A 26,472-nucleotide genomic window follows, 5' to 3' on the forward strand; every position below is an offset into this window, starting at 1 on the left:
GTACGCCCCTGTCGATTCTAGACTAATGCGCCGCCGAGAGGGAGGCCGCAACGTCGGATAGCTCGGATATTCCTCCCTCGGAAAGCGCACGAACAAGCGCCGAGCCCACAATCGCACCGTCCGCATAACTCAGGATCTGCGAGACGTGCTCGGGGCGCGATATCCCCAGGCCCACGCAGGAGTACGCGGTTCCACTCTGCCGCTGATTCGCCTGTTTCCGGAGCCTCGAGACCAGGGTTTCGGCGGCCCCGTCTACGTCGTTTCTCGTGCCCGTCACGCCCATGGTCGACACCGCATACACAAAACCGCGGCTCTTCTCCACCGCCTGCAGGAGTCTGGTGTCGGTTGATGAGGGGGCAGCAAGAAAGATACGGTCAAGACCGGTGCGCTCTGATGCGCTCAACCAATCGGCCCCCTCGTCAGGGATCAGGTCAGGGGTGATGAGTCCAGCACCACCGACAGCAGTAAGGTCATCCGCGAATCGGTCAACGCCGTACTGCATCACCGGGTTCCAGTAGGTCATCATCACGACGGGAACGTCAACTTCGGCACGAATTTCCCGAACGGCGGTAAAGCCGTCGGCCAGGCGAAAACCATTTTCGCGAGCACGGAGCGTAGCCGCCTGAATGACCGGGCCATCCATCACGGGATCAGAGTAGGGCAGCCCGAGCTCAATCACGTCAAAACCTGCCCGTGCAAGTGTTATTGCGGCCTCAATACTGGTCTCTAGGTTCGGGAATCCCACCGGTAGGTAGCCGATGAGAGCCCCGGAGCCAGCGTCACGGCGCACAGAGATTGCACGCTCTACCGTTGAATCGGGAAAGACGGCGACCCGGTTCGCCTCCGCATCACTCACTCCAACGCCCTCTCTGTTGTCACCATTCATATCCCGATCACTCATTCCCCGCCACGGTCGACGTGCGAGAGGAGCCTTCCTGTGTCGCTGCGTCAAACAGATCAAAATATTCTGCCGCGGTCTGCATGTCTTTATCACCCCGACCACTGAGATTCACCAGAATTGTGCTCTCCTGTCCGAGCTCGCGCCCAAGCTCAAGCGCACCCGCAAGGGCGTGAGCCGACTCGATAGCGGGGATAATACCCTCTGTGCGTGAGAGCAGGAGAAGGGCGTTCATAGCGTCGGCATCTTTCACCGGTCGATAGTGGGCCCGTCCGATCCCAGCCAACCAGGAGTGTTCTGGACCGACACCGGGATAGTCAAGCCCGGCCGAGATTGAGTGTGACTCCAGTGTCTGTCCGTCTTCGTCCTGAAGCATCAGGCTTCGGGCCCCGTGCAGCACACCGGGACGTCCCCGAGAAAGGGTGGCCGCGTGGCGCGGGGTGTCTACTCCTTCCCCAGCGGCTTCAAATCCATAAAGAGCAACTCCGGGGTCGTCAAGAAATGCGTGGAAAACTCCGATAGCGTTTGATCCCCCACCGACACAGGCCGCGACGGCATCGGGAAGCCCTCCCGTGAGCTGTAGAACCTGATCCCGAGCCTCCTCACCGATAATCTTTTGAAAATCACGCACCATGGCGGGGAAGGGATGCGGTCCGGCTACCGTCCCAAAGATATAATTTGTATGGTCAACATTAGTCACCCAATCACGCATGGCCTCGTTGATTGCATCTTTTAGGGTTCGTGAACCTGCCTTGACCGCTACAACCTCAGCACCGAGCAACCTCATCCTGGCAACATTCAGCGCCTGCCGCTCAGTATCGACTTCACCCATGTACACCACGCACTCGAGCCCAAAAAGGGCAGCCGCAGTAGCGGTGGCCACGCCGTGCTGACCGGCCCCCGTCTCGGCAATGACACGAGTTTTTCCGATGCGTTTAGTCAGCAGCGCCTGCCCCAGCACGTTATTAATCTTGTGTGAGCCGGTATGGTTGAGATCTTCCCGCTTAAGAATGACCCTCGCTCCCCCCGCGTGCTTTGCAAAACGAGGTACCTCCGTGATGACTGAAGGGCGCCCCACGTAGCTACGAAGCAGATGCGTAAGTTCACTCGCAAAATCGGAAGAATGACGCGCAACTTCGTAAGCCTGAGTCAGCTCATCCAGGGCAGCCACAAGTGACTCGGGGACAAACCGTCCCCCAAAATCACCAAAGTACGGACCTTCTTCATCTCTTAAAGACATCAAGTATCACTATTTTTCTGTTTAAACAGCAAGAAAATGGGCGAGCGTGGCCAGGGGGTCCCCCGTGACCAGAGCCTCACCAACCAGCACAACATCCGCGCCATCTCGTCGATAGCGAGCAACGTCCTCGGCAGAATGAACGGCAGACTCAGCCACACGGATCACACCGGCGGGAATCTGATCGGCGAGACGACCAAAAAGACTGTTATCCAACTCAAAGGTGGAGAGATTACGAGCGTTTACCCCCACCAAGTTGGCACCAATATCAATGGCACGAGACACCTCGTCGGCGCTGTGGGTCTCGACCAGCGTGGCCATGCCCAATTCAGCGCTGAGGTTGTAGAGCGAGGTGAGTTGCTTCTGATCGAGGGCCGCCACAATAAGCAACACCATATCGGCGCCGGAGGCCCGCGCTTCAAAAACCTGATAGGGGTTTGAGATAAAATCCTTACGCAAAACGGGCAAGGAAACGGCTTCGCGAACCGCTTCAAGATCGGCCAGTGAGCCACCAAATTTACGGCCCTCGGTGAGAACGCTGACCGCACTAGCACCGCCCGTCTCGTAGAGGCTCGCAAGCGCGGCAGGGTCGGGAATATCGGCAAGCACACCCCGCGACGGGCTGGCCCGTTTTATCTCGGCAATAATTTTAACGGTGTCTTCGGGTCGCAAAAAAGCGATAGCGTCACGCGCGGGATCCTGCGCTAAGGCATCCGCCTCAACCCTGTTGAAAGGACGTGTTTCCCGGCGAACAGCGGCATCTTCGCGGGCGGCCGCCATCAACGACTCAAGCACGCTAGTCGTGAGCCTTTGCAACGTATTTTGGGCCTCTCACACCGTAACCGGCCTTACCCAAAATCCATCCCACAATAAGGCCAAGAACAAGCAGTCCCACGGAAGACCACACGATTATCGGCTGATGCAGGAAGAAGGCAACGGTTCCGATTGCAAACGCAACCAGCATGATAATGACCGTGGTCCACGCAGCAGGCGAGTGACCGTGACCGGGCTCTTCGTGTTCGATACTCATGAAACTCCTAACAAGTTCTACCGTGGTAGTCTATCCGGCACACAGCCTCTTCGCATATTCGACCCACAATCATCTTTAAAATTTCCTACAGAACGGCGAAGGGGCAATAGTATTCGCTGGCGTGGAGCCACCGTAAACCGAGGCAAGAAGCCTCTATACACTGGGGTCGGAACCGCGCGATTGCCGATCCCACTCATCAATGCGATCCCCCGCAGCTGGATCGGACTCTCCACTCTCCCTCGTGAGTTCGGCAAAAGCCTCCGCCGATGATTCATCCGGCTCCAAAACCACGGCTTGGTAGCGACGAGACGATCGCGGCCATCGCCGCGCGGTCACCAACACGGCCACACCGCTCAGCGCAACAAAAACCGCAATCACAATACCGAGCACAGGCCATGCGGTGGTTGTAACGCTCTCGACAAGAGCGCTCAGAGACTCAATACCCGTCACTCCCGTCTGGGCCGTGATAAAAGCTTGCCCCCCGGTAATGGGGCTAGAGAGCGCCGAGAGTGAAACCCACACGGCACACGCTCCCAACACGGTCTGCAAAAAACCGAGAATAAAACGAAAAGCCCCTCCCGCGATTGTGAGGGCACCGCCTGCGGCAAGACCTGCCAGAGCAAAGGCACTCAGAGCGGCCGCCGCCTGCTGACCAGTTACCGCAATGACGGGCTCCCCCGCAACATCCGGACGCAGGGTAAGGGTAAACCAGGTTTGACTCCAGGCAAGCAGGAGGAGAGCGTTACTAGCAAGTACCAGAAGAATTATCCAGCGTTTAATACGGGTGGCGCTCCACCCCGAGGCGGTCATCTTTTTAGACGTCCAATCGAGTAAAAGTATTAGCGATTGCCACCGCCCGCAGGGGCGCGGCAGCCTTATTCTGAGACTCTTCAAATTCTAGTTGCGGAACGGAATCCGCCACTATTCCCCCGCCGGCCTGCACGTGTGCCGTGTCGCCAATAATGGTTGCGGTACGGATAGCAATGGCCAGATCCGCCACTCCACTCAGCCCGAAATACCCCACCACGCCACCATAGAGTCCACGCTGTACCGGCTCAAGCGCATCAATAATCTCGAGCGCACGCGGTTTGGGCGCACCGGAGAGAGTTCCCGCTGGAAAGGTCGCCCGGAACACATCGATGAGGCTGCTGTCGTCTCGAAGATCACCCTCAACCGTAGAGACGATATGCATAATATGGCTAAAACGCTCAACCCTCATAAACTCAGTTACCGCCACGCTCGAGGAGTCACACACGCGAAGCAGGTCGTTGCGGGCCAGGTCAACCAGCATAAGGTGTTCCGCACGCTCTTTTTCATCGGTGATGAGCTCCTGTTCAAACGCCTGATCTTTTTCGGGAGTTGTACCGCGCGGCTTAGAGCCAGCGATCGGATGCGTAATCACACGCCCCTCCTGCACCTTCACCAGGGCCTCCGGGCTAGATCCGACGATCGAATACGGGCCCACCCCGTCGGCCTCAAAATTGAAAAGATAGAGATAGGGGCTGGGATTGAGGTGACGCAGAACCCGGTAGACGTCGAGAGGGTCGGCACTGCACTCAAGGTCAAAGCGTTGCGAAATCACAACCTGAAATATGTCACCGTCCACGATATGCCGCTTGGCAACCTCAACCGCCTCAAGGAACTCCTGGCGCTCGCTGCGAGGACGGGGATGTGGCACAGCCGAGAAATCTGCGACTGCCAGGGGGGTCGGAGCGGGGGCAGCAAGACGTTCCTGCAGGCTGTTCAATCGCGATTGGGCGTCCGCCCACAGGTCATCGGCGTCATCGACCCCGTCGTTCAGGACATTCGCAATGAGTGTGACGGTTCCCTCACGGTGATCAATCACGATGAGTTCTGAAACGAAGCTGAGTGCCTGTCCCGGAAGCGTAAAGTCGGCCGGGGGCTGCCCGGGAAGATCTTCAAGCTGACGAACCGCCTCCCATCCGATAAACCCGACCAACCCACCCGTGAGCGCCGGAAAGCCGGGAATCGCAGGTGAATTCCAACGGGTGACAATGGTGTCAACCGCAGCGAGAGGTGCAAGACCGGTAAGAGATACGCCGGCAACCCGCTCCTCAGAGAGGCCGTACCCAACCCAGGTAGAGGCCTCTTCGTGCTGTGTGAGAACCCCAAACGATCCCGCCCCGATAAAGCTAAAGCGAGTCCACACCCCACCCTGCTCCGCTGACTCGAGAAGAAAAGTTCCGGGGGCACCGGCGGCGACCTTGCGGTAGATAGAAACGGGAGAATCGCTATCGGAAAAGAGCACCCGCGAAACGGGGACAGCGCGGTGAGTCGTCAGGAGTTGTAAAAACTCTTTTCGGTCTGTGGAATGGTGTGAAACACCGATCATTGTGGCTACTCTTCCCCCCGATGGAACGGGTTAAATTCCAGATTACGATCCGTAAAGCATGTTACAGAACCAGTATGGCAGGCAACACCAACCTGCTCCACCCGGACAAGAAGGGTATCACCATCGCAGTCCAGGGCAATCCCGCGAACATATTGGTGATGCCCCGAGGTATCCCCCTTACGCCAGAGCTCACCCCGCGAGCGCGACCAGAACGTAACTCGGCCCTCTCGGAGGGTGATGTCGAGTGCCTCTCTATTCATCCAGGCGAGCATCAGAACCTCGTCTGTGAGGTGATTTTGCACGACCACCGGCACAAGACCGTCGGCGTTATAAACGACACGCTCTACACTGGCGGTACCGGGCGTTATATCGGTCACAAGCGCACCTCTTTACCCGCGTTACGAAGAGCGTGCTTGACCTCACCAATAGTCATGGTTCCATCGTGAAAAACAGAGGCCGCGAGAACCGCATCAGCGCCCGCGTCAACAGCGGGGGCAAAGTGCTCGCGTTTCCCAGCACCACCCGAGGCGATGATGGGCACACTGCTTGCCTCTCTTACAGCGGTGATGAGTTCGAGGTCAAAACCAGCGAGTGTACCGTCGGCGTCCATCGAGTTGACGAGGATTTCACCAGCACCCCGTTCCACCACCTCGCGCACCCACGCGATAGCGTCGATGTCTGTTTCGCGCTTACCTCCGTGTGTTGTAAGGACAAAGCCGGAGGGGGTTTTCTCTGAGCGTTTGGTGTCGAGCGACAGGACAATAACCTGCGCACCAAAGCGATCCGCTATCTCGTTAATGAGTCCGGGCCTGGCGATTGCTGCGCTGTTGATGCCCACCTTATCGGCACCGTGCCCCAGGAGACGGGTAACGTCTTCTACCGAGCGGACGCCGCCGCCAACCGTCAGGGGTATAAAAACCTGTTCCGCTGTGCGACGTACCATCTCGTAGGTTGTTGCGCTGTTCTCGACGGTGGCTGTCACATCGAGGAAGGTAAGTTCGTCCGCACCCTGTTCGTAGTAGGTGGCTGCGAGTTCCACGGGATCACCCGCATCTCTGAGGTTGAGGAAGTTAACTCCCTTGACGACACGACCACCCGCAACGTCGAGGCACGGGATGACGCGAGTGGCTACTGACATTTTTTTGTCCTTTAATCTCTCGCTACTCACGCGAGAAGGGTAGTGGGTGGGGTTGGCGTGTTAGAGACGGGCTGCATGGATGGCTGTGACAAGAATCGCGCGCGCTCCCAGCTCATACAGGTTGTCCATCATGCGGTTGGCTTCGTGGCGAGGAATCATAACCCGCACCGCCACCCAGCGTTCGTCACGTAGTGGTGAGATTGTGGGTGACTCGATTCCGGGGGCGAGTTGAACTGCCTCGTCCAGCTTTTCTGAGGGCAGGTCGTAGTCCATGATTACATATTGGCGGGCAACAAGTACTCCACGCAGCCGGCGCAGTAGGGTTTCCAGCCCGTTAGCCTGTTCGGGGGCGCTGATGAGGATTGCGGAGGATTCGAGGATCACCGGCCCGAAGACCTCAAGCCCGGCTGCTCGAAGCGTTGCGCCGGTCTCGACAACGTCGGCGATGGCGTCTGCCACACCCAACCGGACGGCAGATTCAACCGCCCCCTCTAGTTTCACCAGGATTGCGGTAACGCCGTGTGTCTGAAGAAAGTTGTGGACGAGCTGAGGGTAGCTGGTGGCGATACGCAGACCCTCAAGCTGGGTGATGTCGGTGTACTCGCCCACGGGTGCGGCAAAACGAAAGGTGGAGCGGGCAAAGTCTAGGCTGGTTACCTCGAAGGCGCTTGAATCCGAGTCGAGCAGGAGGTCGCGACCCGTGATGCCCACGTCTACGGCTCCCAGGCCCACATGGGTGGCGATATCGCGGGGGCGCAGGTAGAAGAATTCCACGTTGTTAGCGCTGTCGGTATAGACCAGCTGCTTAACATCGCGGCGCAGGGCGTAGCCCGCCTCGGCGAGCATCTGATTGGCGGTCTCGGATAGTGAGCCCTTATTGGGAACGGCGATACGCAACATATCTGAGGTGTCTCTCGGTTATTAAAAATGATGGGGGGGGTTAAAGGTGGCGGTAAATATCGTCTGTTGTGAGACCCTTGGCCAACATCATCACCTGTAGGTGATAGAGCAGCTGCGAAATTTCCTCGGCAGTTTCCTCTTGAGACTCGTACTCGGCGGCCATCCACACCTCGGCGGCCTCCTCGACAATCTTTTTGCCGATGCTGTGCACTCCCGCGTCTAGCTGGGCAACCGTGGCTGAGCCCTCGGGACGTGTCTTGGCCTTGCGGGCGAGTTCTTCAAAGAGCTCATCGAATGTTTTCACGTAGATCAGATTATCGTCTTTAGTGACCGCCATGCGCACGGACCGCTTCACGCAGTGTGGCAATGTTGTCGGCAGGAACCCCACCGAACACACTTGATCCCGCCACAAAGGTATCCGCACCGGCCTCCGCCGCCGCCGTGATGGTGTCTGCGGTGATGCCACCGTCGACCTGGAGCCACACGTCAATTTCTAGGCGTTTTCGTGCATCGTTCAGAAGTCGGAGTTTGGGCATCGTATCGGCCATAAATTTTTGCCCTCCAAAACCGGGTTCCACCGTCATGACCAGTATTTGATCAAACTCCCCCAGTATGTCCAGATATTGCTCTGCTCGGGTGCCCGGTTTTAAGGCGAGGCTGGCTCGTGAACCAATCTGTCGAATTTTACGAGCTAGGGCTACCGGTTCGGCTGTGGCTTCCGCATGGAAGGTGACGGAAAACGCCCCCATTTCGGCGTATCCGGGTGCCCAACGTTCGGGATTTTCAATCATGAGGTGAATATCAAGCGGGATTGGCGAAACCTGCTGGAGCCTTTCAGCAACGGGGAGCCCCAGGGTGAGGTTGGGCACAAAGTGGTTGTCCATCACGTCCACATGAGCGGCATCAGCTGTGCTAATGCGTTGCAGCTCGGTTTCAAGGTTGGCAAAATCCGCCGATAGGATGCTGGGGTAAATTCGCTGACTCACACCCTTTATCCTAACTTTTTAAAGAGAGACACAAACATTGCGTCGGTTCCGTGGCGATGCGGCCAGAGCTGTACGGAAAGGTCGTTACCGTGCGAGTCTTTGCCATCGTTACTGCTATCACCCTTGCCGCCACCCCGAGAGTCCTCACGGGGTGGGGCAACACCAAGATCAACAGGTTCCGGAGCCAGGCGTTGGAGAATTTCTCGCGCTGAGAGCTCGGTCATCTGCGGATGTTTCTTGAGCATTCCGTTCACCACCGTACGGGTTTCCGCGCGGTGTGGTGAGCAGGTCACATAGGCGAGAAGCCCTCCCGGCTTAAGCGCCGTCACCGCGGCCTCGAGCAGAGCATCCTGTAGCGATGTGAGCGGAGGTATGTCCGTGGGGTCTTTACGCCACCTGGCTTCCGGACGACGGCGCAGCGCACCAAGACCGGTGCAGGGTGCATCAACCATAATTCGGTGAAAACCTTCCGGGTAGCGCCCGGGTATTGTTTGGCCTTCACCCACCACAACGTCAACCGCGTCCTGAACCGCAATAACGGACTTTCGTACGAGGTTGGCCCGCGCCGGAACCACTTCGTTTGCAATCACGTGAGCACCGCCCAGACGGGCCTCCGCACCAAGGATGGCACTTTTACCTCCGGGGCCGGCACACATGTCCAGCCACATCTCGCCTTCTTCCACCTCGCGAGCACGGGTCAAAATGAGGGCGGCCACCTGAGAGCCCTGGTCTTGCACACGTATCCAGCCGTTGCTAGGTCCCGTCACTTGGGAGGGGTCGCCCCTCTCGAGAGTGTGACCTAGCGGAGAGACGGTTGACGCGGTGGCTCGGGTATCCTGGGAAATATTTTTGGGGCTTCCCGGCAGGGTAACCAGGCTTACTCGCGGTGATCGATTATCTGCCGTCAGCAGTTCCTTGATCTCCTCAGCGCGGCCTTCCGCACGCAGGGATGCTCGAAAGGCCCGGATGACCCACTCGGGGTGTGAGAACTGTGCCGAAAGCCTCGCGTCTGCGTTCGTGAGTTCTCCCAGCACGTCCTCCAGCCACTCCTCGGGTTGCCTACGTCCGAGGCTTCGCAAGACCCCGTTCACAAACCCAACCGCAGATTGACGTCCAACTCGCTTCTGAATATCAACCGTCTCATAGACCGCAGCGTGTACGGGGGTACGCATCCCCAAAATCTGGTGTGCCCCCATTCGGAGCACCACGAGAGCAACCGGGTCGATTGTGTGCAGATCACGCCCGGCAACACGTTCGATAACCCGGTCGTAGTATCCCTGCATCCGCAGGGTTCCGTAAACTAGTTCTGTTGCAAACCCTCGATCGGAGGAATCCAGCCCTGAACTGCGGAGGCGAGAAGGGAGGACCAAGTTTGCATAGGCGTCGGAGTCACGCACCTCGGCCAGAACTTCGTAGGCTAGCAACCGGGCATTTATTGATCGTTCTTGTGAAGCATTGGTGCTTTGTTTTTCTGTGCTATCACGGTTCATCGTGCTACTACCTCCGATTGTGACAGGCCACGAAACCAGTCTGCGGCATCCATCGCACGTTTACCGGAGGGCTGCACTCTGACCAGCACGACCGGATCGTCGGCTGTGCCCACCCACACGCGCGCCCTGTGAAGAATCATCTGTCCGGGTCTGAGCAGCCCGTCGCTCGTTCCTGTGAGCTGTGCAGTAAGGGAAGGTATCTCTGCGTCTTGTTGCAGAGAAAGAACTTTAACGCGTTGCCCCGCGATCTCAGTGTACGCTCCGGGCTCGGGGGTAACCCCTCGATACCTGGCAATAACAAGTGCCGCGGGTCGTGTCCAGTCAAGCTGACCGTCAGCGTTGGTGAGCTTGTGTGCGTAGCTACTCTGGCCCTTTTGGGGCTGCAACATGATGTTACCCCGAGAGATCTCTTCCAGGCCTCGAACCAGGTCGTAAGCGCCCTCTTGAGCATAGTGGGTAAGTACATCGCCCGCGGTTGCGGTTGCGGGCAGGGGAATGACGCGCTGGCTCAGAACGTCACCCTCATCGAGTGCCGCCACCAATTGGAAAATAGTAACCCCGTTCTGACTGTCTGCGGCCATAAGCGATCGTTGAACCGGCGCGGCCCCGCGCCACCGAGGCAAGAGCGAAAAATGCAGGTTAAACCATCCGTGGGTGGGAACATCAAGCATCGTTTGGGGAACCAATCCCCCGTACGCCACTATTACTCCCACTTCGGGACGGAGCTGTGCTATCGCATCGGTCACCTCAGGGGTAAGACGATTGGTGCGGGTAACGCTCAACCCCAGTTCTTCTGCCGCGAGCGCAACGGGTGAGGGAGTCATGACCTTTTTACGTCCAACGGGGGCGTCTTCCCGAGTAATCACCGCAACAACGCTGTGCCCGGCCTGGACTAGCGAGCGCAGGCTGGGCACGGCCACGTCGGGGGTACCAGCAAATACGATCCGCAACTGTGTTACTCCTTGAATAGGGTTCGATTCAAAAACACCAGTTTACCCGCTGTTATCATCATGCCGAGTGCGGAAGTGGTGGCTCACGCGCTATTACTCACCCGCTGTGTGTGCAGAGAAGGCTTCTTAGGGTGTTGAGGGAACGCTATCTGGAAGACACCAACGGATTTTATCAACTGTGAAAGTAAGACACTCGTCGGTTTTTGCGTATTTAAACGGACGCTTAAACTGATTCTCTAGACGTAGCTGTTCCTGGGACGGAACAGCTGCACCTCCTCCAACAGCAACTTGTGAACCGACAAAAAAGTCCTGAGAGAAAAAGTTTCCTTTCACTTCCGCGGGACCCGACGCGGGAACACCCCGCACGAGAACGCTCTGGCGATTACTGGTTCCTACTCTGCCGTAATCGAAGAAGTTATTGGTAATGTCGACGTATTCGCCACCGACCGTGGTGCCTGTGCCGGCGTGCATATCAAATTGATGGTAGGCCTGCTTACCGCCACCCTGTAGTACAAGATTCTCCGTTGCGGTGTATCCCTCACCAACCTGGCCGGAACCCGCAATTGCGTGTCGGTTTCGATCAAAAACATTGCGTCGGATCGTGGCCGTTGCATTGCCGTTCTGGACCACAACACCGTACCCCGTGGCATAGCCGTTGCTCTCCACAAGAAAATTGTCGTGAATGTAGTTGTTCTCAACCAGGACATTTGTGGTTGTTTTGATCGAGAGAGCGGAGTAGGACCACCCGGCAAGCTCCGAATTCCGGATGATTTGCCCGCTACTTCCGGAAACCGTTTGCACCCCTAAGATCCTAAAGCCGGCGGAGGGGTCATGGTATGGCCCCAAGATCCGTAGGCCCTCAATTCTAGCGTTGCTATCCATCGTGATAACGGGATATGTTTTCCCGTGTATGTTGCCCGCCTCGATTTTTAGCGACGCCCCTGCCCGCGACTCGCAGCGATCACCGACAAGCTGCTGGTTCCGCTTAATCCGTAACGCGTTCGGCTCATTTGGCACTGTGATTTCAGCGTTTCCCGGAATATGGATGAGTGGGGCACCACTGTTCACGGCCGCTCTGAGTTCCGCCCATGACCCTGCGACAGTCGCACTCTGCAGGTCGGGAGAACTGCTACATGACGTGGCACCAAGCCACGGTGTCTGCGAGGCTTCTGTGGTTTGTCGTTGCTCAAAAGGAGCGGCTACGGCTGAGAGAGGCATATTCGCGGCGGTAAAAGCCGAACCCGCTACCATGAGAGCAATCACGCTTCGAGTGCGCCAGCCAATATTGTTCAGCATCAACTTCCTTCCAAGGATTTAATCGTGTTTCTTGTTGAATCTGCTCATGGTTTATTGCAGATTCCAGAGGGTTTGGCCGCAAGAGCCGTGAGAGTGCCGCATCAAACACAGGTATCCCGGAGGACAAGCTTGACGTCAACGGAGTGCTAGAAAACGATGAGGGGCGCGGAATCTAGAGGAAAGCACAGCATACTGATATTAATATATAGCTCTATTACAATAATTAAGCATGCTTTCTTGTTTTAAATCCTATCTTAAAAAGACTTTATTGCGGATTACACAAAGTCTCCTCCTCGCAAATCAGGGCTTTTCTCAGGATAAGATGGCGCCATCAAGACAGGCAGCACTCCACCCGCCATAGACACCACAGCGCTCACCCATCGACACTCATCGATTTACTTGACACTTCAACTAATTATGAGTAGTCTGAATACAGAATTTTCATCTAAGAAAGCGAGAGAAAAATGACAGCAATCAGCATTATCGGAGGCGGTAACATGGCGCAGGCGATCGGCGGGGTACTATCCGCCGGCGGCGGAACCGTAGAGTACCTGGGACGTGCCGGCGGAGACGTAACCGGCGAAATCGTTGTGTTAGCGGTGCCCTACGCATCCATTGATCAGGTAATCGCAACCTATGGCGAAGCACTGCGCGGGAAGATTGTTATAGATATCACCAACCCCATCAACTTTGAGACTTTCGACGGTTTCCTCGTTCCCGCGGACTCATCAGCAGCTGTCACCATTGCGGGCAAGCTCCCAGAATCCCGCGTGGTCAAAGCATTTAACACCACCTTTGCAGCAACGCTCGCGGCCAAAACCGTTGGTGGCCAAAAAACAACCGTGCTTCTTGCCGGTGACGATGCCGATGCAAAGAACACCGTTGAAACCCTGATCAGTACCGCGGGACTAGCCGTTGCCGACATTGGCGCGCTCAAGCGAGCACGAGAGCTAGAAGCTTTTGCCTTCCTCCAGATCTCTCTGGCCAGCGCAGAACGAATCACCTGGAACGGAGGCTTTGCCCTCCTCTCCTAAGCAGGGATATTCTTCGCGCACGCCGACTCTTCCCGCACACATCGTGCTGGCAAGTTAGCGGGACGTAAAGAAGCTCTTACCCTCGTGCGCCCACAAAACTGCTCAGCGCACGAGGGTATTGTGCTATAGGTCACTCGCAGCATGCAGCGACGTTGAATGCACTATGAGTTCCCGGGTAAAATTCGTTGCTGGCTGGGCTAGCACACTCTCGGTCGGCCCACTCTCCACGATCTTTCCTCGACTCATCACAATCAGCTCGTGACTCATCTCCCGAACCACCGCTAGATCGTGGGAGATAAAGAGAAGAGAGAGTCCTGTATCCTGCTGTATTCCCCTAAGTAACTGAAGAATCTCCGCCCGAATCGAAACATCAAGAGCACTCACCGCCTCATCGCAGACCAACATCATGGGCTCTGCCGCGAGTGCTCGTGCGATGGCAACGCGCTGTCGCTGCCCGCCGGAAAGCTCCGCGGGAAAACGTGACGCCACGTCCTCCGCTAACCCAACCTGGGCAAGAAAATATTTTACCCGACGCTCCGCCCCCTCCCGAGGCTCTTTCACCAGGGCTTCCGCCACAGACTGCCTCACGGTTCGCCTCGGATTCAGCGCGGAATAGGGGTCCTGATGAATCAGTTGAATGCGTGACCTCCGTGGACGCCTACGTCTTTCTGGAAGACCACTCCACTCCTCACCGTCAAGCAGCACGACGCCGCTATCTGGCTTTTCGAGTCCCATCACAATACGGGCAACCGTGCTCTTCCCCGAACCAGACTCACCGACAATCCCCAGGGTTGTTCCGGGATACAGAGAGAAACTCACGTCAGAGACCGCGGTCACACGCTCCCCGAGAGGAAGCCTATAATCTTTGTGAAGATTCCTTACTTCCAGGCAGGGCGTATCTGAAGTCACGGTATCTGTGGGTCCAAAAGTTTCAGTGGGCGCAGACCCTGTGGGCAATGCACCCACCAGGTGCCGAGTATACTCGTGCCGGGGTGCCAGCATAATCTGCTGGGGGGTACCTCGTTCAACAATCGAGATGGTACCGCTCTCAGGAACCCGGCGCATCACAAGCACCCGATCCGCAATCTGAGCTACCATCCCCAAATCATGGCTTACCAGAAGAACAGCCATTCCGGACTCTTTAAGCTCCCGCAGCAGATCAAGAATCCTGGCCTGTAGGGTGCTGTCCAGGGCGGTGGTGGGTTCATCAGCAATGAGCAGACTGGGAGAACCCACAATCCCCTGCGCGATAAGAGCTCGCTGCCGTAAACCCCCCGATAGTTCGTGCGGATAGGAGCGCCACCTCGCTTGCGGGTCAGGCATATGAACGGCAGTCAAGGTGTCTAACACCCGTGACCGTATCTGCGAACCGGTGACGCGTACCCGGCGTTCCTCGCTCAGCCCCCCACGGCGGTTCTTTGCATGGACACGGTTTCTCCTATGCACAATCAGGGACTCTGCAACCTCATGACCAATCCGCCGCAGGGGGTCAAGCGACACCAGTGCGTCCTGACTGACCAGACCCACCGATGAACCACGCAGTTGTCGCCACTCGGCGGGAGAAAAAGCCCTCACGTCTCGACCGTCCAGCACAAGTTCGTCAGCCTCAACCGACAGCCCGGACGGCACCAGACCCAAAAGGCTACGCGTCGTAAGGGTTTTCCCTGACCCAGACTCCCCGACCAACGCAACACACTCACCAGCCCGAATCTCAAACGACACATCACGCACAAGAAAACGTGATTCCGAGCTGATGCTGAGTCCCGATACCCGCGCAATCACCGGATCGGGCTTTGCAATGTTTATAAGCTCTGCGCTCATAAAAAAGTGTTCTCCCTCCGCCACGGCGCACGACCACCAGCCACCCGCATCACTCGAACCAGGAATCCCCCCTGCCCGACTCGTTCTTGCGCCGCCTCATACGAGCGCGATACCACAGAAACAGACAACACCGTCAAAATAATCACCAGACCGGGGAACACAGCCAACCACCAGGCTTTTCCCAAAAAGTCACGACTACTCGCAAGCATCAGGCCCCAATCCGGAGTTGGTTCCTGCGCACCGAGACCAAGGAAGCTCAGGCCCGATGCGGTCACGATCGCCGTGCCGATGCCCACAGTGGCAAGAACCACGATGGGACGAAGAGTGGCCGGTACCACGTGACGCCGCAACACCAATGCTGGATGCACGCCCAAGAGCGCCGCAGCCTGAGCATAATCGGTCTGCCTCGCACTCAAAGTTGCACTGCGGGCCAATCGGATATAAGCGGGGATCGATCCTAGAAGAACGGCAAGCGCAACGTTCAGTGGCCCCCCTCCCAGTATCGCCAAAACCACCAAGGCGATCAAAAAATCGGGGAACGCCATCAATATCTCAACAGCGCGCATCAGGAAAGCATCCACCCAGCGCGGAGAACTCCCCAGCAAAACCCCCAGGAGTGTCCCGATCACAGCCGCACCCAGTGCAGCCCCAAACCCAACCAACAGCGAAAATCTCGCACCATAGACTATCCTGCTCAGAACATCTCGTCCGGTTTGATCCGTTCCCAGAGGATGCTCCCAACTGGGTGGCTGAAGAGCATTCTTCAAGTCATTTGCAAGCGGATCAAAAGGAGTAAACAAAGAAGGCCACAGGGCGGCAAGAACAAGAACCAGCAAAAATAACCACGCAAGCACTGGCGCCGGCGATAACTTTTTTGACCTCACGGACGGCTTCCCCTCACACTAACGGTTGCTCGAGCCAGGCGGGGGTCAATGATCTCGCTCACAACGTCGACAATCGTATTGATCACAACAAAAATGCAGGCGATAAACAGCACCACCCCGAGCACAACGGGCAGATCACGCGCAAGAATCGCGGAGAGGGTAACGCGGCCCAAGCCGGGACGCCCAAAGATCGACTCCACCAATACCGCCCCCGCCATGAGTGAGCCCGCAACATAGGCACCCAGCGTGAGGGTTCCGTTGGCGGCATGCCGCAGGGTGTGGTGTGTCAGGAGACGAGAAGGGGCCACTCCCCGCGACAAAACCGTCTCGACAAACGGTTCTTTTTCAGCGGATTCAATTCCTCGTCGGAGCACCTGCCCAATCACCGCACTCACCGGAATAGCAATGGTGAGAGCGGGCAGCACCAAAGAGGGAATACCCTGAGACCCCGCCACCGGAAACCAGCCTAGGCCAAAAGAAAACACGCTCAGCAGAATCAGACCGCTCCAGAAAACAGGCGCCGATACCGCAACAAGCTCAATCGTTCCCACGATTCCCCTTAACCACGGTGTGCGACCAATCACCGCGCCCAGCAGTACCAGCAGGGTGGCGCATAAAAGAGCCGCCACGGAGAGCTGAACGGTCGCGCCCAGCTGGGAACCAATAACCTGACTTACCGGTTGACGCAATTGATAGCTCATCCCCAAATCTCCACGAAGCAGACGTCCGATATAGAGAAGGTACTGCTGCCAGAGGGGATAGTCCAGACCCAGATCTGTACGGATGAGGGCACGCTCCTCCGGCCCCACCTGGCTGTGCGGCCCCAGCATCACATCTACGGGGTCTCCGGGGACCAGCTTAATTGCAAAAAAAGCAAGGGTCACAGCCCCCCAGATCACTACAAAGAGGGCAGCCATCCGCAGGGCAAACCGAGAGACGAGTCGGCGCACGGCGTAGGACTTTTTACCACCAATGCCCTGAGCATTCACTATTATCTCAATCGCCAGCTTCCCGATTCTCCTGTGTGCTCGCCCACACTACATCGTATTTATCCAGTTCGGCGACAGCCACACTGTTACCTACTTAAGAGATACTCCGTACAGCAAAGGCTGCCCGGTGGAATCAAATTCTAACCCCTCAACTCGATCGCTCTGTGCGGTAATGACAGCGGGAACATACACGGGGATGATCGACACAAACTCATTGTTCCACCGCTGTACCTGCTGATACAGCTCTTCTCGCTCCTGCGGATCATTTGTTGCGACCGCTCGCTCAAGGAGCTGATCGATCTCGGGGCGCACCACGGTTGAGACGTTTTGAAACCCATCGCTGTGTAGGTGGTTACGCAGAACATCACCGTCAAGCCCGTCAAAGCCCCAATCGGTCAGATCAAAAGTTCGCGGACCATATTGTTCGTTATACTGAGCGGGTTCCAGATTTTCCCGTTTCAGCTCGAACCCCACATCCTTAAGGTTCTCTTGGAAAGCGTTTGCCAGGCTCTGGTGTTCGCTCGATACTGGGGTCCAGGCAATCCATCGCGCACCCAAGCGGGCCCCGTCTTTTGTTCGGTACCCTTGACTGTCTCGTTCGGTCCATCCTGCCTCTTCGAAGAACGCATTAGCAGCCTCGGGATTAAACTCCCAACTCCCCGCAATAGAGGAGTCATACGCGTTTGGAGTATTGGGACTCAGAATAGACCAGGCACGATCGAACTCACCGAAAAATATTGTTTCGACGGCCGTGTCAATATCGAGCGCACTACGAAAGCCCTCACGCACCTTCTGGTCAGCAAAAACACCAAATCCATCGTTGAGATAGAGCGAATAGGGGATTCCCGAGGACTCCTGAACGTTCACGATTATCCCTGACCCCAATTCGTTCACGACCGAGGGCGGAAGTTCCGTAGCGATATCTGCCTCACCGCTTCTCATAGCACCTATCCGAACGGTGTTTTCGGGAAGCACATTCACAGTGAGGCTCGTGAGCTGTGAGGGCCCCGCGTGAGTGGCCGCTTGGGATTGCCATTCGTAATTATCGTTTCGAAGCAAAGAGATGTTCTGTCCGGGCACGACTTTCTCAACAATAAAAGGACCGGTTCCTACCGTAACCCCCTTGCCCCCCGCAGCAAGCTCGGAACGCTTGCCTACAAGCACACTGGGCGAGTAAAAGCCCAGTTGTGGGCTGCTGAGGTTACGCAACAGCGGAGAAAAAGGACTGTTGAGTCGCAGCACCACTCGATAGTCGTCCACAACCTCCACCCCTGCAAAAACATCACTGCCACCCAGCTTACTCAGGGCCGAGGCAGATTCTGTTTGAGGGTCAAGTACGTGTTCAAAGTTCAGTTTGACCGCTTCGGCTGTGAATTTTTCTCCGTCATGAAAAGTAACATCTTGTCGCAGATCAAAGGTATAGACAAGACCGTCCTCACTCACCTCCCAGTCCGTGGCCAGCCAGGGAACCACGTCACCCTCGGCATTAATATCGACCAAAGAATCGAAAACATTGCGCAAAATAAGCATTGAGGAGTCAATCTGTGTCTTATGTATATCCAAATGCCCGTCAAAGACGTTAGCACCCTCAATTGCCAACGTCAGCTCCTGCTCAGAGCCGGAATCACGGGTATCCACCGTGCACCCCGCTAAGAAAACCGCAGAAACAGCCACAATAAACGTGGGAATATACAAACGCGAACTCAAAATCGACACAAAAACTCCGTAAAGCTCATATAAATGGGAGAGAATAGATGGGATCGGTGTTTTACACCAAAAATAATTAAACCATACACATATATAAACCCAGTGTAAGAAGATAGTATACCGGAGCTAACGTGACACAACCCCTTACTGACAAACGCACAACCCCCGAAGAACCCCCTCGTCCACGTCGCGGACGACCCCGCGTCTCCAGCCGGGAGATGCTTGAGGAAGCCGCACTTGATCTCTTTATTGAAAATGGTTACGCCAAAACCACCATCAATCACATCACTCGGCGCGCCGGCGTCAGCCGTGGCACCTTCTTTAACTACTTCCACGCAAAAGGAGATGTTTTCTGGGGACAGGTTGATGAGAGCCTCGCCCACCTCGAAGAACGCCTTGCAGCTTCGGACCCCTCCCTTTCTGTTGTCCAGGCTATTGGACAGGCCTTCGCGGATATCGCTCAGGACTTTGGCCCGGGAAATGTTCCCTGGATTCTCACCAACTACTCGCTCCTTGGAAGCCTGAGCGAGATACAGGCCTCTGCGGTCTCACGGTTTGCCGCCCAAACGCACACCCTGCGCCACTTTGCGGCCTCCCGACTTGGAGTCTCACCAGAAAGTGAAACCCCCCGAATTATTGCCTACTCCACCGTGAGTGCGGTTATTGCAGCAGCTCAGATTTGGGCAGCGGCGGGAAACGAACGCGGACACCTCTCCCCCTACATCCTGCACGCGATTGAGCCTCTCGAACACGGTTTCAAAGACGATAAATAAAGAAAAATAAAAAGGAATCCTCAAAATATCTGGTTGACGTGATAGCCGTTCACCGTGCCACAACAGTTCAACCTCACACAGGCGCTACTCCGGTTCGTACGATTTTAACGGCCACGATGTGTAGGCTAGTGTGGTTTTATACTCAGGCACTCGGGGTATCCGCATTGAGGAATACCCCATTGACGCGGTGCCGCACACACCAACTGGAGTTTCACGATGAACTACGCCCCCATCCCCGACAAGCCAAAACTTGAAGACCTCGAAGACAAGTGGAACGCAAAGTGGGGCGCACAGGGCATTTACTCGTTTAAACGCCACGAAACCAACCGCGAAAGTGTCTATTCAATCGACACTCCCCCTCCTACCGCATCCGGTTCACTGCACGTAGGACACGTTTTTAGTTACACACACACCGATGTTGTGGCGCGTTTCCAACGCATGACGGGTAAAAACGTGTTCTACCCGATGGGCTGGGACGATAATGGCCTCCCAACCGAACGTCGAGTGCAAAACTACTACGGTGTACGCTGCGACCCCTCACTCCCCTACGATCCAGATTTCACTCCCCCATTTGAGGGTGGCAGCAATAAGAGCAGCAAAGCCTCAGAACAGGTACCCATCTCTCGCCGCAACTTTATTGAGCTGTGTGAAATTCTCACCGTTGAAGACGAGAAGCATTTTGAATCGCTGTGGCGCACGCTCGGCTTTTCAGTTGACTGGAAACAGTCATATCGCACCATCGGTGATGACGGGCGCCGCGCATCTCAACTCGGGTTTATCCGCAATATCGAGCGCGGTGAAGCTTATCAGGCGATGGCCCCCACGCTCTGGGATGTCACCTTCCGCACCGCTGTTGCGCAGGCCGAACTTGAGGACCGAGACCAACCAGGGGCGTACCATAAGCTTGCTTTTCACCGTGCAGGCGGAGAAGACATTCTCATTCAAACCACACGCCCCGAATTGCTAGCGGCGTGTGTTGCGCTGGTCGCACACCCGGACGACGAGCGTTATAAAACACTCTTTGGCACGACGGTAACCACACCGATTTTTGGGGTAGAGGTTCCTGTTTTGGCTCACCACCTAGCACAACCCGATAAGGGTTCGGGAATTGCCATGGTCTGTACCTTTGGTGACGTAACCGATGTTGTATGGTGGCGTGAACTTCAACTCCCCAACCGGGCGATCCTTGGTTTTGACGGACGAATCATCGCGGAGAGCCCCGAAGCCATCACGAGTGAGAAGGGCAGGGCCGCATACGCCCAGCTCGCTGGTAAAACGGTATTCTCCGCGAAAAAAACCATGGTTGAACTGCTCCAGGAGTCAGGGGAAATGATCGGCGAAGCGGAGGCCATCACCCACCCCGTAAAGTTTTTCGAAAAGGGCGATAAGCCACTCGAAATCGTCTCCACTCGTCAGTGGTACATCACCAACGGCGCCCACAATGAGACACTCCGCTCACGCCTCCTCGAATTGGGCGGCGACCTTGAGTGGCACCCCGATTTTATGCGGATACGCTACGAGAACTGGGTGAACGGTCTCTCGGGAGACTGGCTTATCTCACGGCAACGCTTCTTTGGGGTACCCATTCCCGTATGGTATCCGCTGGATTCCGAGGGAAATCCCGTTTTTGACAAACCCATTGTGGCATCAGAGAGTTCGCTACCCGTCGACCCCTCCTCCGACACCGCACCGGGCTATAGCGAGAATCAGAGAAACACTCCCGGAGGATTCATTGGCGAAGTTGATGTCATGGATACCTGGGCAACCTCCTCACTTACGCCCCAGCTTGCCGGAGGGTGGGAGCGCGATCCCGAGCTTTTTAACCTGGTGTTCCCCTTCGACCTACGTCCCCAGGGCCAGGACATCATTCGCACCTGGCTCTTCTCCACCATGCTACGCTCAATTCTGGAGCACAACACCAAACCGTGGAAGACCACGGGGATCTCAGGATGGATTCTCGACCCGGATCGCAAGAAAATGTCCAAATCAAAGGGCAACGTTGTGACCCCTCGCGACATCATCGAGCAGCACGGTGCCGATGCAGTCCGCTACTGGGCCGCCTCCGCGCGACTCGGAGTTGACGCGGCTTTTGACCCGCAAAACCCCACCCAGGTAAAGATCGGACGACGCCTCGCTATCAAGGTACTCAACGCATCCAAGCTCATCCTGGGCTTTGAGGAGCGACAGGCGAACATCGATCTTGCAGCTCGTGACGCACGCGTTACCCAGCCCATTGATAAGAGTATGCTTACGTCCCTGGCCACTGTGCTTGAGGAGGCTACTCGAGCGTTTCACGCCTATGATCATGCCCGGGCTCTTGAGGTCGTTGAGAGTTTCTTCTGGACCTTCTGTGACGATTATCTTGAGCTGGTGAAAGAGCGTGCCTATGCAAATGATGGCAAAGTAGATTCGGAGGCTCAATCCTCTGCCATTGCCGCGCTACGCACAGCTCTGTCGGCTCTCCTGCGCCTTTTTGCCCCCTTCATTCCCTTTGCTACAGAGGAGGCATGGAGCTGGTTTAACGACGCTTCTGTTCACCTGGCACCTTGGCCCACGGTGGCCGAGCTGGGGGCGGCTGCTGCAGCCGGCAACCCCGCCATCTTGGAGCAGGCCTCCGCAGCGCTCATCGGGATTCGCCGGGCAAAAACTGATGCAAAAGCCTCACAAAAAACCGAGGTGGGTCGAGCTGTGATCACAGGGTCGGCCGAGGAAATAGCGCTTGTATCGGCGGCGCAGGCTGACCTGCAAGCCGTTGGAAGAATCTCACAGCTAGTGCTGGTTGAAGGCGAAGAGTTTGCCGTCTCCGAAATCGAACTGCTAGTGGCAGACGGGTAGCGAATGTTTCTCCTCACACAGAGAGCCGCGGAAAGATGCGATTAGGAACACGCTGGCTGTTTGGCGCGAGCCCGCCAAACAGCCTTGGTGCCGATGTTGTTGAGGCTGTGCGTGCTGTTGAACACAGTCGGCGTGCTGAGATTCCTGACAGTGCAGACGGTATTCCCTGGTTCTGGACTCTGACCTGGCTTGAGGGTCGTCCGGTGTGCGAACTTGATGATGGCACCCGGGTGATCGTCTCGGCAACTGGAACGATAGCCATCACAAGCTCCGGTGAGGATGACGAAGAGGACGATGACTCCTGGATGTCGTAGAGGTGGCCTCACTTTACCTTCCGGCCTTCCCCAGACCGTCCCGGCGGGCGCAGGTATCAAAGCAGGGGGCTCCAGGGCGGGCACAAACTAGGCCGATGGAGGTGACCCCGTGGTTGAAGCAGCCACTTCTACTCGAACAAGTGAACAACTTCTGGTATTGGCTAGCTTTTAAGATCAAAATAACTGCGGGTGACCAAAACATTGGGCCGATGGGTAAACGCCTTGCTGAGTGTAAAGTCTGCCTGCCCTTGAAATATTCGATGGTACCAGTGGCGTGGTATCAGCACCGGTATAACAACCACAACCCGTTCATCATTGTCGACCAGAGAGTCCACGAACCTCACTAGCGGACGTTCCAGGGAATGGTACTCCGTGCGTAAGATTTCAAGGCGCGTGTCGGAGTGCCACTTGATCCACTCCTGCTGAAGCTCTCTTGCGTTGTCAGCGTCCTCAGGAAACATAACGTTAACGGCAATAACCTTATCGGCCAACGAACGTGCTGTAGTGAGCGCGTCTCTGGTAAGCCTAGAGGGGCTCATAACAGGAACAACCGCAACCGTGTGGCGGGGCGCCTGTTGCTCGTTAAGGTCGTTAACAGCGAGTTCTCGAGCCCTATTTTGGTAGTATCGTTCCACTCCTCGAAACAAAACAACACAGAGTGGAATGGTCACCACCACAACCCAACCGCCCTCGGTGAACTTAGTAAGAATGAATACCAGGGTGGCTACCAAAGTCAGAAATGCACCTAATCCGTTGAGGAGAGCCCGTCTTTTCCACCGTGGAGGACGATGCCTCCGCCAATACAGGACCATACCGCTCTGAGCAAGCGTGAATCCGGTAAAGACCCCAATTGCATACAGTGGAATAAGGCTATTTGTATTGCCAGAGACAGCAATCAAGAGGATACCCGCCAGGAGAGCAAGAACCCATACCCCTCGCGAATACACCAGCCGATCATTGCGCAGGGAAAAATAGCGGGGCAAATATTTGTCCCGGGCCAACAAGCTCAGGAGAATAGGAAGCCCGCCAAACGATGTATTAGCAGCCAACCCCAACTCAACAACAATCGCAATTGCTACAACATAGTATATCCAGCCGCGTCCCACGGAAGCATCCATAATCTGACTGAGAACGGTTTGGTTTTCTTGCGGTCCAATCTCAAAACGGCTCGCGAGAGTTGCAAGTCCAAGAAGAAGAGCCCCGAGAATAAAACCAAGGGCAAGTTCCGTACGCTGTGCCCGTTTGACACGTGGTTCTCGAAACAGGGGTACACCATTGGCGATTGCCTCTACGCCGGTCAGAGCGCTACAGCCGGAAGCAAAGGCTTTAAGAAGCAGGAGAACACTGACGGTCTCAATATTCTGACCTAGCGCATGATCGGAGAACGGTTCCGGTGTGGGCCCCAGCGGATGAAGCAGACCCACAATCACAACAGTAAAAAGCCCGAGAATAAAAATCGCGGTGGGGATGAGGAAAGCTCGAGCAGCCGTACCTAATCCGCGCAGATTGACCGCAGTGATGATCGCAAGCATCAGAAGACTCAGCGGAACGGTATGGGGAGTAAGTATAGGGAAGGCAGAGGTGAGCGCGCCAATTCCTGCAGCAATCGAGACAGCAACGGTTAGGACATAATCGACCACAAGCGATGCCGCCGCCACCTGAGACGCAGACTTTCCGAAGTTGTCTCGTGACACCGCGTAGGCGCCACCACCCATCGGATAACCACTAATCACCTGGCGATAAGAAAAGACAAGCAGAACGAGTAGCAGCACAATAACAGCGGTGACAGGAAGCATGAACTGCAAGCCCGTTAGACCAGCAACAGCCAAAACCACAACAATTGCTTCCGGCCCATACGCCACTGAGGTAATTGCGTCTAGAGATAGGGCAGGAAGACCTTCAACAACTCCGATCTGTTCGGTGGAAGCATCAGAGGTGCGTAGTGGTTTCCCAGTGACAAGCCGCATTACCCGTCTAACCGGTTTGATGCGGGCCGAAGGAACCTTTACGGAATGCTTCTGTGGTTCCTCATTCACGTTTATCTCTCCCTGTGTACGGTCCAAGGCTCATGAAGGGTGTAATCAAAACCTAGATAGGCCTGTGTTCTCCCACACTTTATCGTACTCAAGAATTTTAAGGTCAGGTTCTTATTAGCGAAAATAGTATTCAAAACACAATCTGCCACGCGACCATATCATGACGCTGCCTCCCTCAAACCCAACCACCCAGCATGGGTTCCTCACCCTACTGCAGCGTGCATCAACGGAAGCAGGGGCCTCATACCCCAACGTGAGTACAGGAATCGTATCCCCAAAGCGTCCAAGGGCGATATATAGGGAAGATCGAACTCGTTTTAGGCAAGTCGTCACAACGCGGGCAACCCGCGTTACGGTTACTACTCGCGTACGTCAGCTAAGCGGTTGGGGTCCCAATTATTTAGGCAGATTTTTCAGCGCGACGTGGCTTACGAAGCGTAAGAAGGGGCATACTGCCCTCGGTGACGCTCTCCCGTGTGATGGTCACCTTCTCTACCTCGTCGGTGGAGGGAACTTCAAACATCACGGGACCAAGCACATCCTCCATAATGGCGCGGAGTCCCCGCGCACCAGTTTTGCGCTCAACAGCCAAATCCGCAATGGTTTCAAGAGCATCAGGCTCAAACTCGAGTGCGACGTTATCGAGTTCAAAAATACGCTGATACTGCTTGACCAGAGCGTTTTTAGGCTCGGTCAAAATCTGCATAAGGGCCTCTTGGTCTAGCGGAGTCACATTGGTCACAACCGGAAGGCGTCCAATGAACTCCGGTATGAGTCCGAACCGGTGCAAATCTTCAGGAAGCACATCGCTGAAAAGATTGATATTGTCTCCCTTGGTGTGGAGAGGTGCACCAAACCCAATGCCTTTTTTGCCCACGCGCTCTGAGATAATCTCCTCGAGTCCAGCAAATGCCCCGGCGACTATAAAAAGCACGTTGGTGGTGTCAATCTGGATGAACTCTTGGTTGGGATGTTTACGTCCACCCTGGGGAGGAACTGAGGCAACGGTTCCCTCAAGAATTTTGAGAAGTGCTTGCTGCACCCCCTCTCCTGAAACATCACGCGTGATCGAGGGATTTTCTGCCTTGCGGGCAATCTTGTCGATCTCGTCTATATAGATAATGCCTGTCTCGGCCCGCTTGACATCGTAGTCAGCGGCAGAGATGAGCTTAAGGAGAATGTTCTCAACGTCTTCGCCCACATACCCAGCCTCTGTAAGCGAGGTGGCATCAGCCACAGCAAAAGGAACGTTGAGTTTTTTGGCTAGGGTCTGAGCGAGATAGGTTTTGCCACAACCGGTTGGGCCAACAAGCAAAATATTTGACTTGGCAATCTCAACCTCATCCGCCAGGGAATCTGCACTGGTGAGTGAACCGAGCGCCCGGATTCTCTTGTAGTGGTTATAGACGGCAACGGCCAGAGAACGCTTTGCAGGTTCTTGCCCGATGATGTATTCCTCGAGGAAATCAAAAATCTCTCGCGGACGAGGAAGCTCAAACTCCGCCTCTGCGGCCTCGCCATCTTCCGCCATGCGTTCTTCGATGATCTCGTTGCAGAGTTCAACGCACTCATCACAGATGTAAACGCCGGGACCAGCTATAAGCTGCTGAACCTGCTTTTGACTCTTTCCGCAAAAGGAACACTTTAATAGGTCGGCGCTTTCGCCTATCCGTGCCATCGGGTTTCCTCTCCCAAGAATATTTTCAACGTATTCTATCTACGAGCCTAGTCTCTACCACTGACACTACCGGGCGCAACGCCGCAATTTGAGGGTCCACGGGCCACTCGGACGAGGTTACGC

24 protein-coding genes are annotated in these 26,472 nt (G+C 55.9%); 4 read left to right on the forward strand and 20 right to left on the reverse strand.

From position 1 onward, the window contains the following. Positions 1-22: 22 nt before the first annotated feature. The 14 genes from trpA to FrondiHNR_RS07690 form a co-directional block, all read right to left on the reverse strand. Complete coding sequence (gene trpA / locus FrondiHNR_RS07625; RefSeq protein ID WP_279352188.1) at positions 23-886, reverse strand: tryptophan synthase subunit alpha; 864 nt, start codon at positions 884-886, stop codon at positions 23-25. Between the two features lie 7 nt (positions 887-893). Continuing rightward, the gene (gene trpB, locus FrondiHNR_RS07630; RefSeq protein ID WP_279352189.1) at positions 894-2,138 is read right to left on the reverse strand and encodes a tryptophan synthase subunit beta; all 1,245 of its coding nucleotides are present in this window, start codon (positions 2,136-2,138) and stop codon (positions 894-896) included. A 21-nt stretch (positions 2,139-2,159) separates the two neighbouring features. Then, a complete protein-coding gene (trpC, locus tag FrondiHNR_RS07635; protein WP_279352190.1) occupies positions 2,160-2,930 on the reverse strand; it encodes an indole-3-glycerol phosphate synthase TrpC in 771 nt (256 codons plus the stop codon). Between the two features lies 1 nt (position 2,931). Further along, on the reverse strand, positions 2,932-3,165 hold the full coding sequence (locus tag FrondiHNR_RS07640) for a DUF6704 family protein (RefSeq protein ID WP_279352191.1): 234 nt from the start codon (positions 3,163-3,165) through the stop codon (positions 2,932-2,934). A gap of 153 nt (positions 3,166-3,318) precedes the next feature. Next, a complete protein-coding gene (locus FrondiHNR_RS07645; RefSeq protein WP_279352192.1) occupies positions 3,319-3,975 on the reverse strand; it encodes a Trp biosynthesis-associated membrane protein in 657 nt (218 codons plus the stop codon). Between the two features lie 4 nt (positions 3,976-3,979). Then, positions 3,980-5,518: an anthranilate synthase component I gene (locus FrondiHNR_RS07650; RefSeq protein ID WP_279352193.1), complete on the reverse strand. Its 1,539-nt coding sequence runs from the start codon at positions 5,516-5,518 to the stop codon at positions 3,980-3,982. A 5-nt stretch (positions 5,519-5,523) separates the two neighbouring features. Then, positions 5,524-5,895, reverse strand: coding sequence for a phosphoribosyl-AMP cyclohydrolase (gene hisI / locus FrondiHNR_RS07655; RefSeq protein ID WP_279352194.1), 372 nt, complete (start codon positions 5,893-5,895; stop codon positions 5,524-5,526). Continuing rightward, on the reverse strand, positions 5,892-6,656 hold the full coding sequence (hisF, locus tag FrondiHNR_RS07660; protein WP_279352195.1) for an imidazole glycerol phosphate synthase subunit HisF: 765 nt from the start codon (positions 6,654-6,656) through the stop codon (positions 5,892-5,894). Before hisF ends, hisI begins: the two co-directional genes overlap by 4 nt. A 60-nt stretch (positions 6,657-6,716) precedes the next feature. After that, on the reverse strand, positions 6,717-7,556 hold the full coding sequence (gene hisG, locus FrondiHNR_RS07665) for an ATP phosphoribosyltransferase (RefSeq protein ID WP_279352196.1): 840 nt from the start codon (positions 7,554-7,556) through the stop codon (positions 6,717-6,719). Positions 7,557-7,596: 40 nt separating this feature from the next. Then, positions 7,597-7,860 carry a phosphoribosyl-ATP diphosphatase gene (locus FrondiHNR_RS07670; protein ID WP_279354502.1) on the reverse strand — a complete coding sequence of 88 codons (264 nt, stop codon included), beginning with the start codon at positions 7,858-7,860 and terminating at the stop codon, positions 7,597-7,599. A gap of 19 nt (positions 7,861-7,879) precedes the next feature. Next, the gene (gene rpe / locus FrondiHNR_RS07675) at positions 7,880-8,542 is read right to left on the reverse strand and encodes a ribulose-phosphate 3-epimerase (RefSeq protein WP_279352197.1); all 663 of its coding nucleotides are present in this window, start codon (positions 8,540-8,542) and stop codon (positions 7,880-7,882) included. A gap of 5 nt (positions 8,543-8,547) precedes the next feature. Further along, on the reverse strand, positions 8,548-10,032 hold the full coding sequence (locus tag FrondiHNR_RS07680) for a transcription antitermination factor NusB (protein ID WP_279352198.1): 1,485 nt from the start codon (positions 10,030-10,032) through the stop codon (positions 8,548-8,550). Next, complete coding sequence (gene fmt / locus FrondiHNR_RS07685) at positions 10,029-10,982, reverse strand: methionyl-tRNA formyltransferase (protein WP_279352199.1); 954 nt, start codon at positions 10,980-10,982, stop codon at positions 10,029-10,031. The genes FrondiHNR_RS07680 and fmt overlap by 4 nt, the downstream gene beginning before the upstream one ends. Before the next feature lie 126 nt (positions 10,983-11,108). Then, positions 11,109-12,278 (reverse strand): right-handed parallel beta-helix repeat-containing protein, encoded by a 1,170-nt coding sequence (locus FrondiHNR_RS07690; RefSeq protein WP_279352200.1) that lies wholly within the window; start codon positions 12,276-12,278, stop codon positions 11,109-11,111. A gap of 464 nt (positions 12,279-12,742) precedes the next feature. On the opposite strand from FrondiHNR_RS07690, the gene FrondiHNR_RS07695 reads away from it, so the two are divergent. After that, entirely contained in the window at positions 12,743-13,312 is a 570-nt protein-coding gene (locus FrondiHNR_RS07695) for an NADPH-dependent F420 reductase (protein ID WP_279352201.1), read from the forward strand. Positions 13,313-13,435: 123 nt separating this feature from the next. Here the strand turns inward: FrondiHNR_RS07695 and FrondiHNR_RS07700 are convergent, their stop codons facing one another. The 4 genes from FrondiHNR_RS07700 to FrondiHNR_RS07715 form a co-directional block, all read right to left on the reverse strand. Continuing rightward, on the reverse strand, positions 13,436-15,133 hold the full coding sequence (locus tag FrondiHNR_RS07700; RefSeq protein ID WP_279352202.1) for an ABC transporter ATP-binding protein: 1,698 nt from the start codon (positions 15,131-15,133) through the stop codon (positions 13,436-13,438). Continuing rightward, the gene (locus tag FrondiHNR_RS07705) at positions 15,130-16,017 is read right to left on the reverse strand and encodes an ABC transporter permease (RefSeq protein ID WP_279352203.1); all 888 of its coding nucleotides are present in this window, start codon (positions 16,015-16,017) and stop codon (positions 15,130-15,132) included. Before FrondiHNR_RS07705 ends, FrondiHNR_RS07700 begins: the two co-directional genes overlap by 4 nt. Beyond that, positions 16,014-17,006, reverse strand: coding sequence for an ABC transporter permease (locus FrondiHNR_RS07710; RefSeq protein ID WP_279352204.1), 993 nt, complete (start codon positions 17,004-17,006; stop codon positions 16,014-16,016). The genes FrondiHNR_RS07705 and FrondiHNR_RS07710 overlap by 4 nt, the downstream gene beginning before the upstream one ends. Positions 17,007-17,096: 90 nt before the next feature. After that, positions 17,097-18,722: an ABC transporter substrate-binding protein gene (locus FrondiHNR_RS07715; protein WP_279352205.1), complete on the reverse strand. Its 1,626-nt coding sequence runs from the start codon at positions 18,720-18,722 to the stop codon at positions 17,097-17,099. A gap of 122 nt (positions 18,723-18,844) precedes the next feature. Between FrondiHNR_RS07715 and FrondiHNR_RS07720 the strand changes: the two genes are divergently transcribed. The 3 genes from FrondiHNR_RS07720 to FrondiHNR_RS07730 all read left to right on the forward strand — a co-directional run bounded on the left by FrondiHNR_RS07720 (position 18,845) and on the right by FrondiHNR_RS07730 (position 22,635). Then, positions 18,845-19,486: a TetR family transcriptional regulator gene (locus FrondiHNR_RS07720; protein ID WP_279352206.1), complete on the forward strand. Its 642-nt coding sequence runs from the start codon at positions 18,845-18,847 to the stop codon at positions 19,484-19,486. A 216-nt stretch (positions 19,487-19,702) separates the two neighbouring features. Further along, the gene (gene valS / locus FrondiHNR_RS07725) at positions 19,703-22,321 is read left to right on the forward strand and encodes a valine--tRNA ligase (RefSeq protein ID WP_279352207.1); all 2,619 of its coding nucleotides are present in this window, start codon (positions 19,703-19,705) and stop codon (positions 22,319-22,321) included. Positions 22,322-22,356: 35 nt separating this feature from the next. Beyond that, entirely contained in the window at positions 22,357-22,635 is a 279-nt protein-coding gene (locus FrondiHNR_RS07730) for a hypothetical protein (protein WP_279352208.1), read from the forward strand. A gap of 161 nt (positions 22,636-22,796) precedes the next feature. Here the strand turns inward: FrondiHNR_RS07730 and FrondiHNR_RS07735 are convergent, their stop codons facing one another. Together FrondiHNR_RS07735 and clpX are read right to left on the reverse strand one after the other, a co-directional pair. Beyond that, complete coding sequence (locus FrondiHNR_RS07735) at positions 22,797-24,671, reverse strand: APC family permease (protein WP_279352209.1); 1,875 nt, start codon at positions 24,669-24,671, stop codon at positions 22,797-22,799. Positions 24,672-25,071: 400 nt separating this feature from the next. Continuing rightward, complete coding sequence (clpX, locus tag FrondiHNR_RS07740) at positions 25,072-26,349, reverse strand: ATP-dependent Clp protease ATP-binding subunit ClpX (RefSeq protein WP_279352210.1); 1,278 nt, start codon at positions 26,347-26,349, stop codon at positions 25,072-25,074. Positions 26,350-26,472 lie beyond the last annotated feature (123 nt).

Source organism: Lysinibacter sp. HNR (genome assembly GCF_029760935.1).
Taxonomy (GTDB): Bacteria; Actinomycetota; Actinomycetes; order Actinomycetales; family Microbacteriaceae; genus HNR.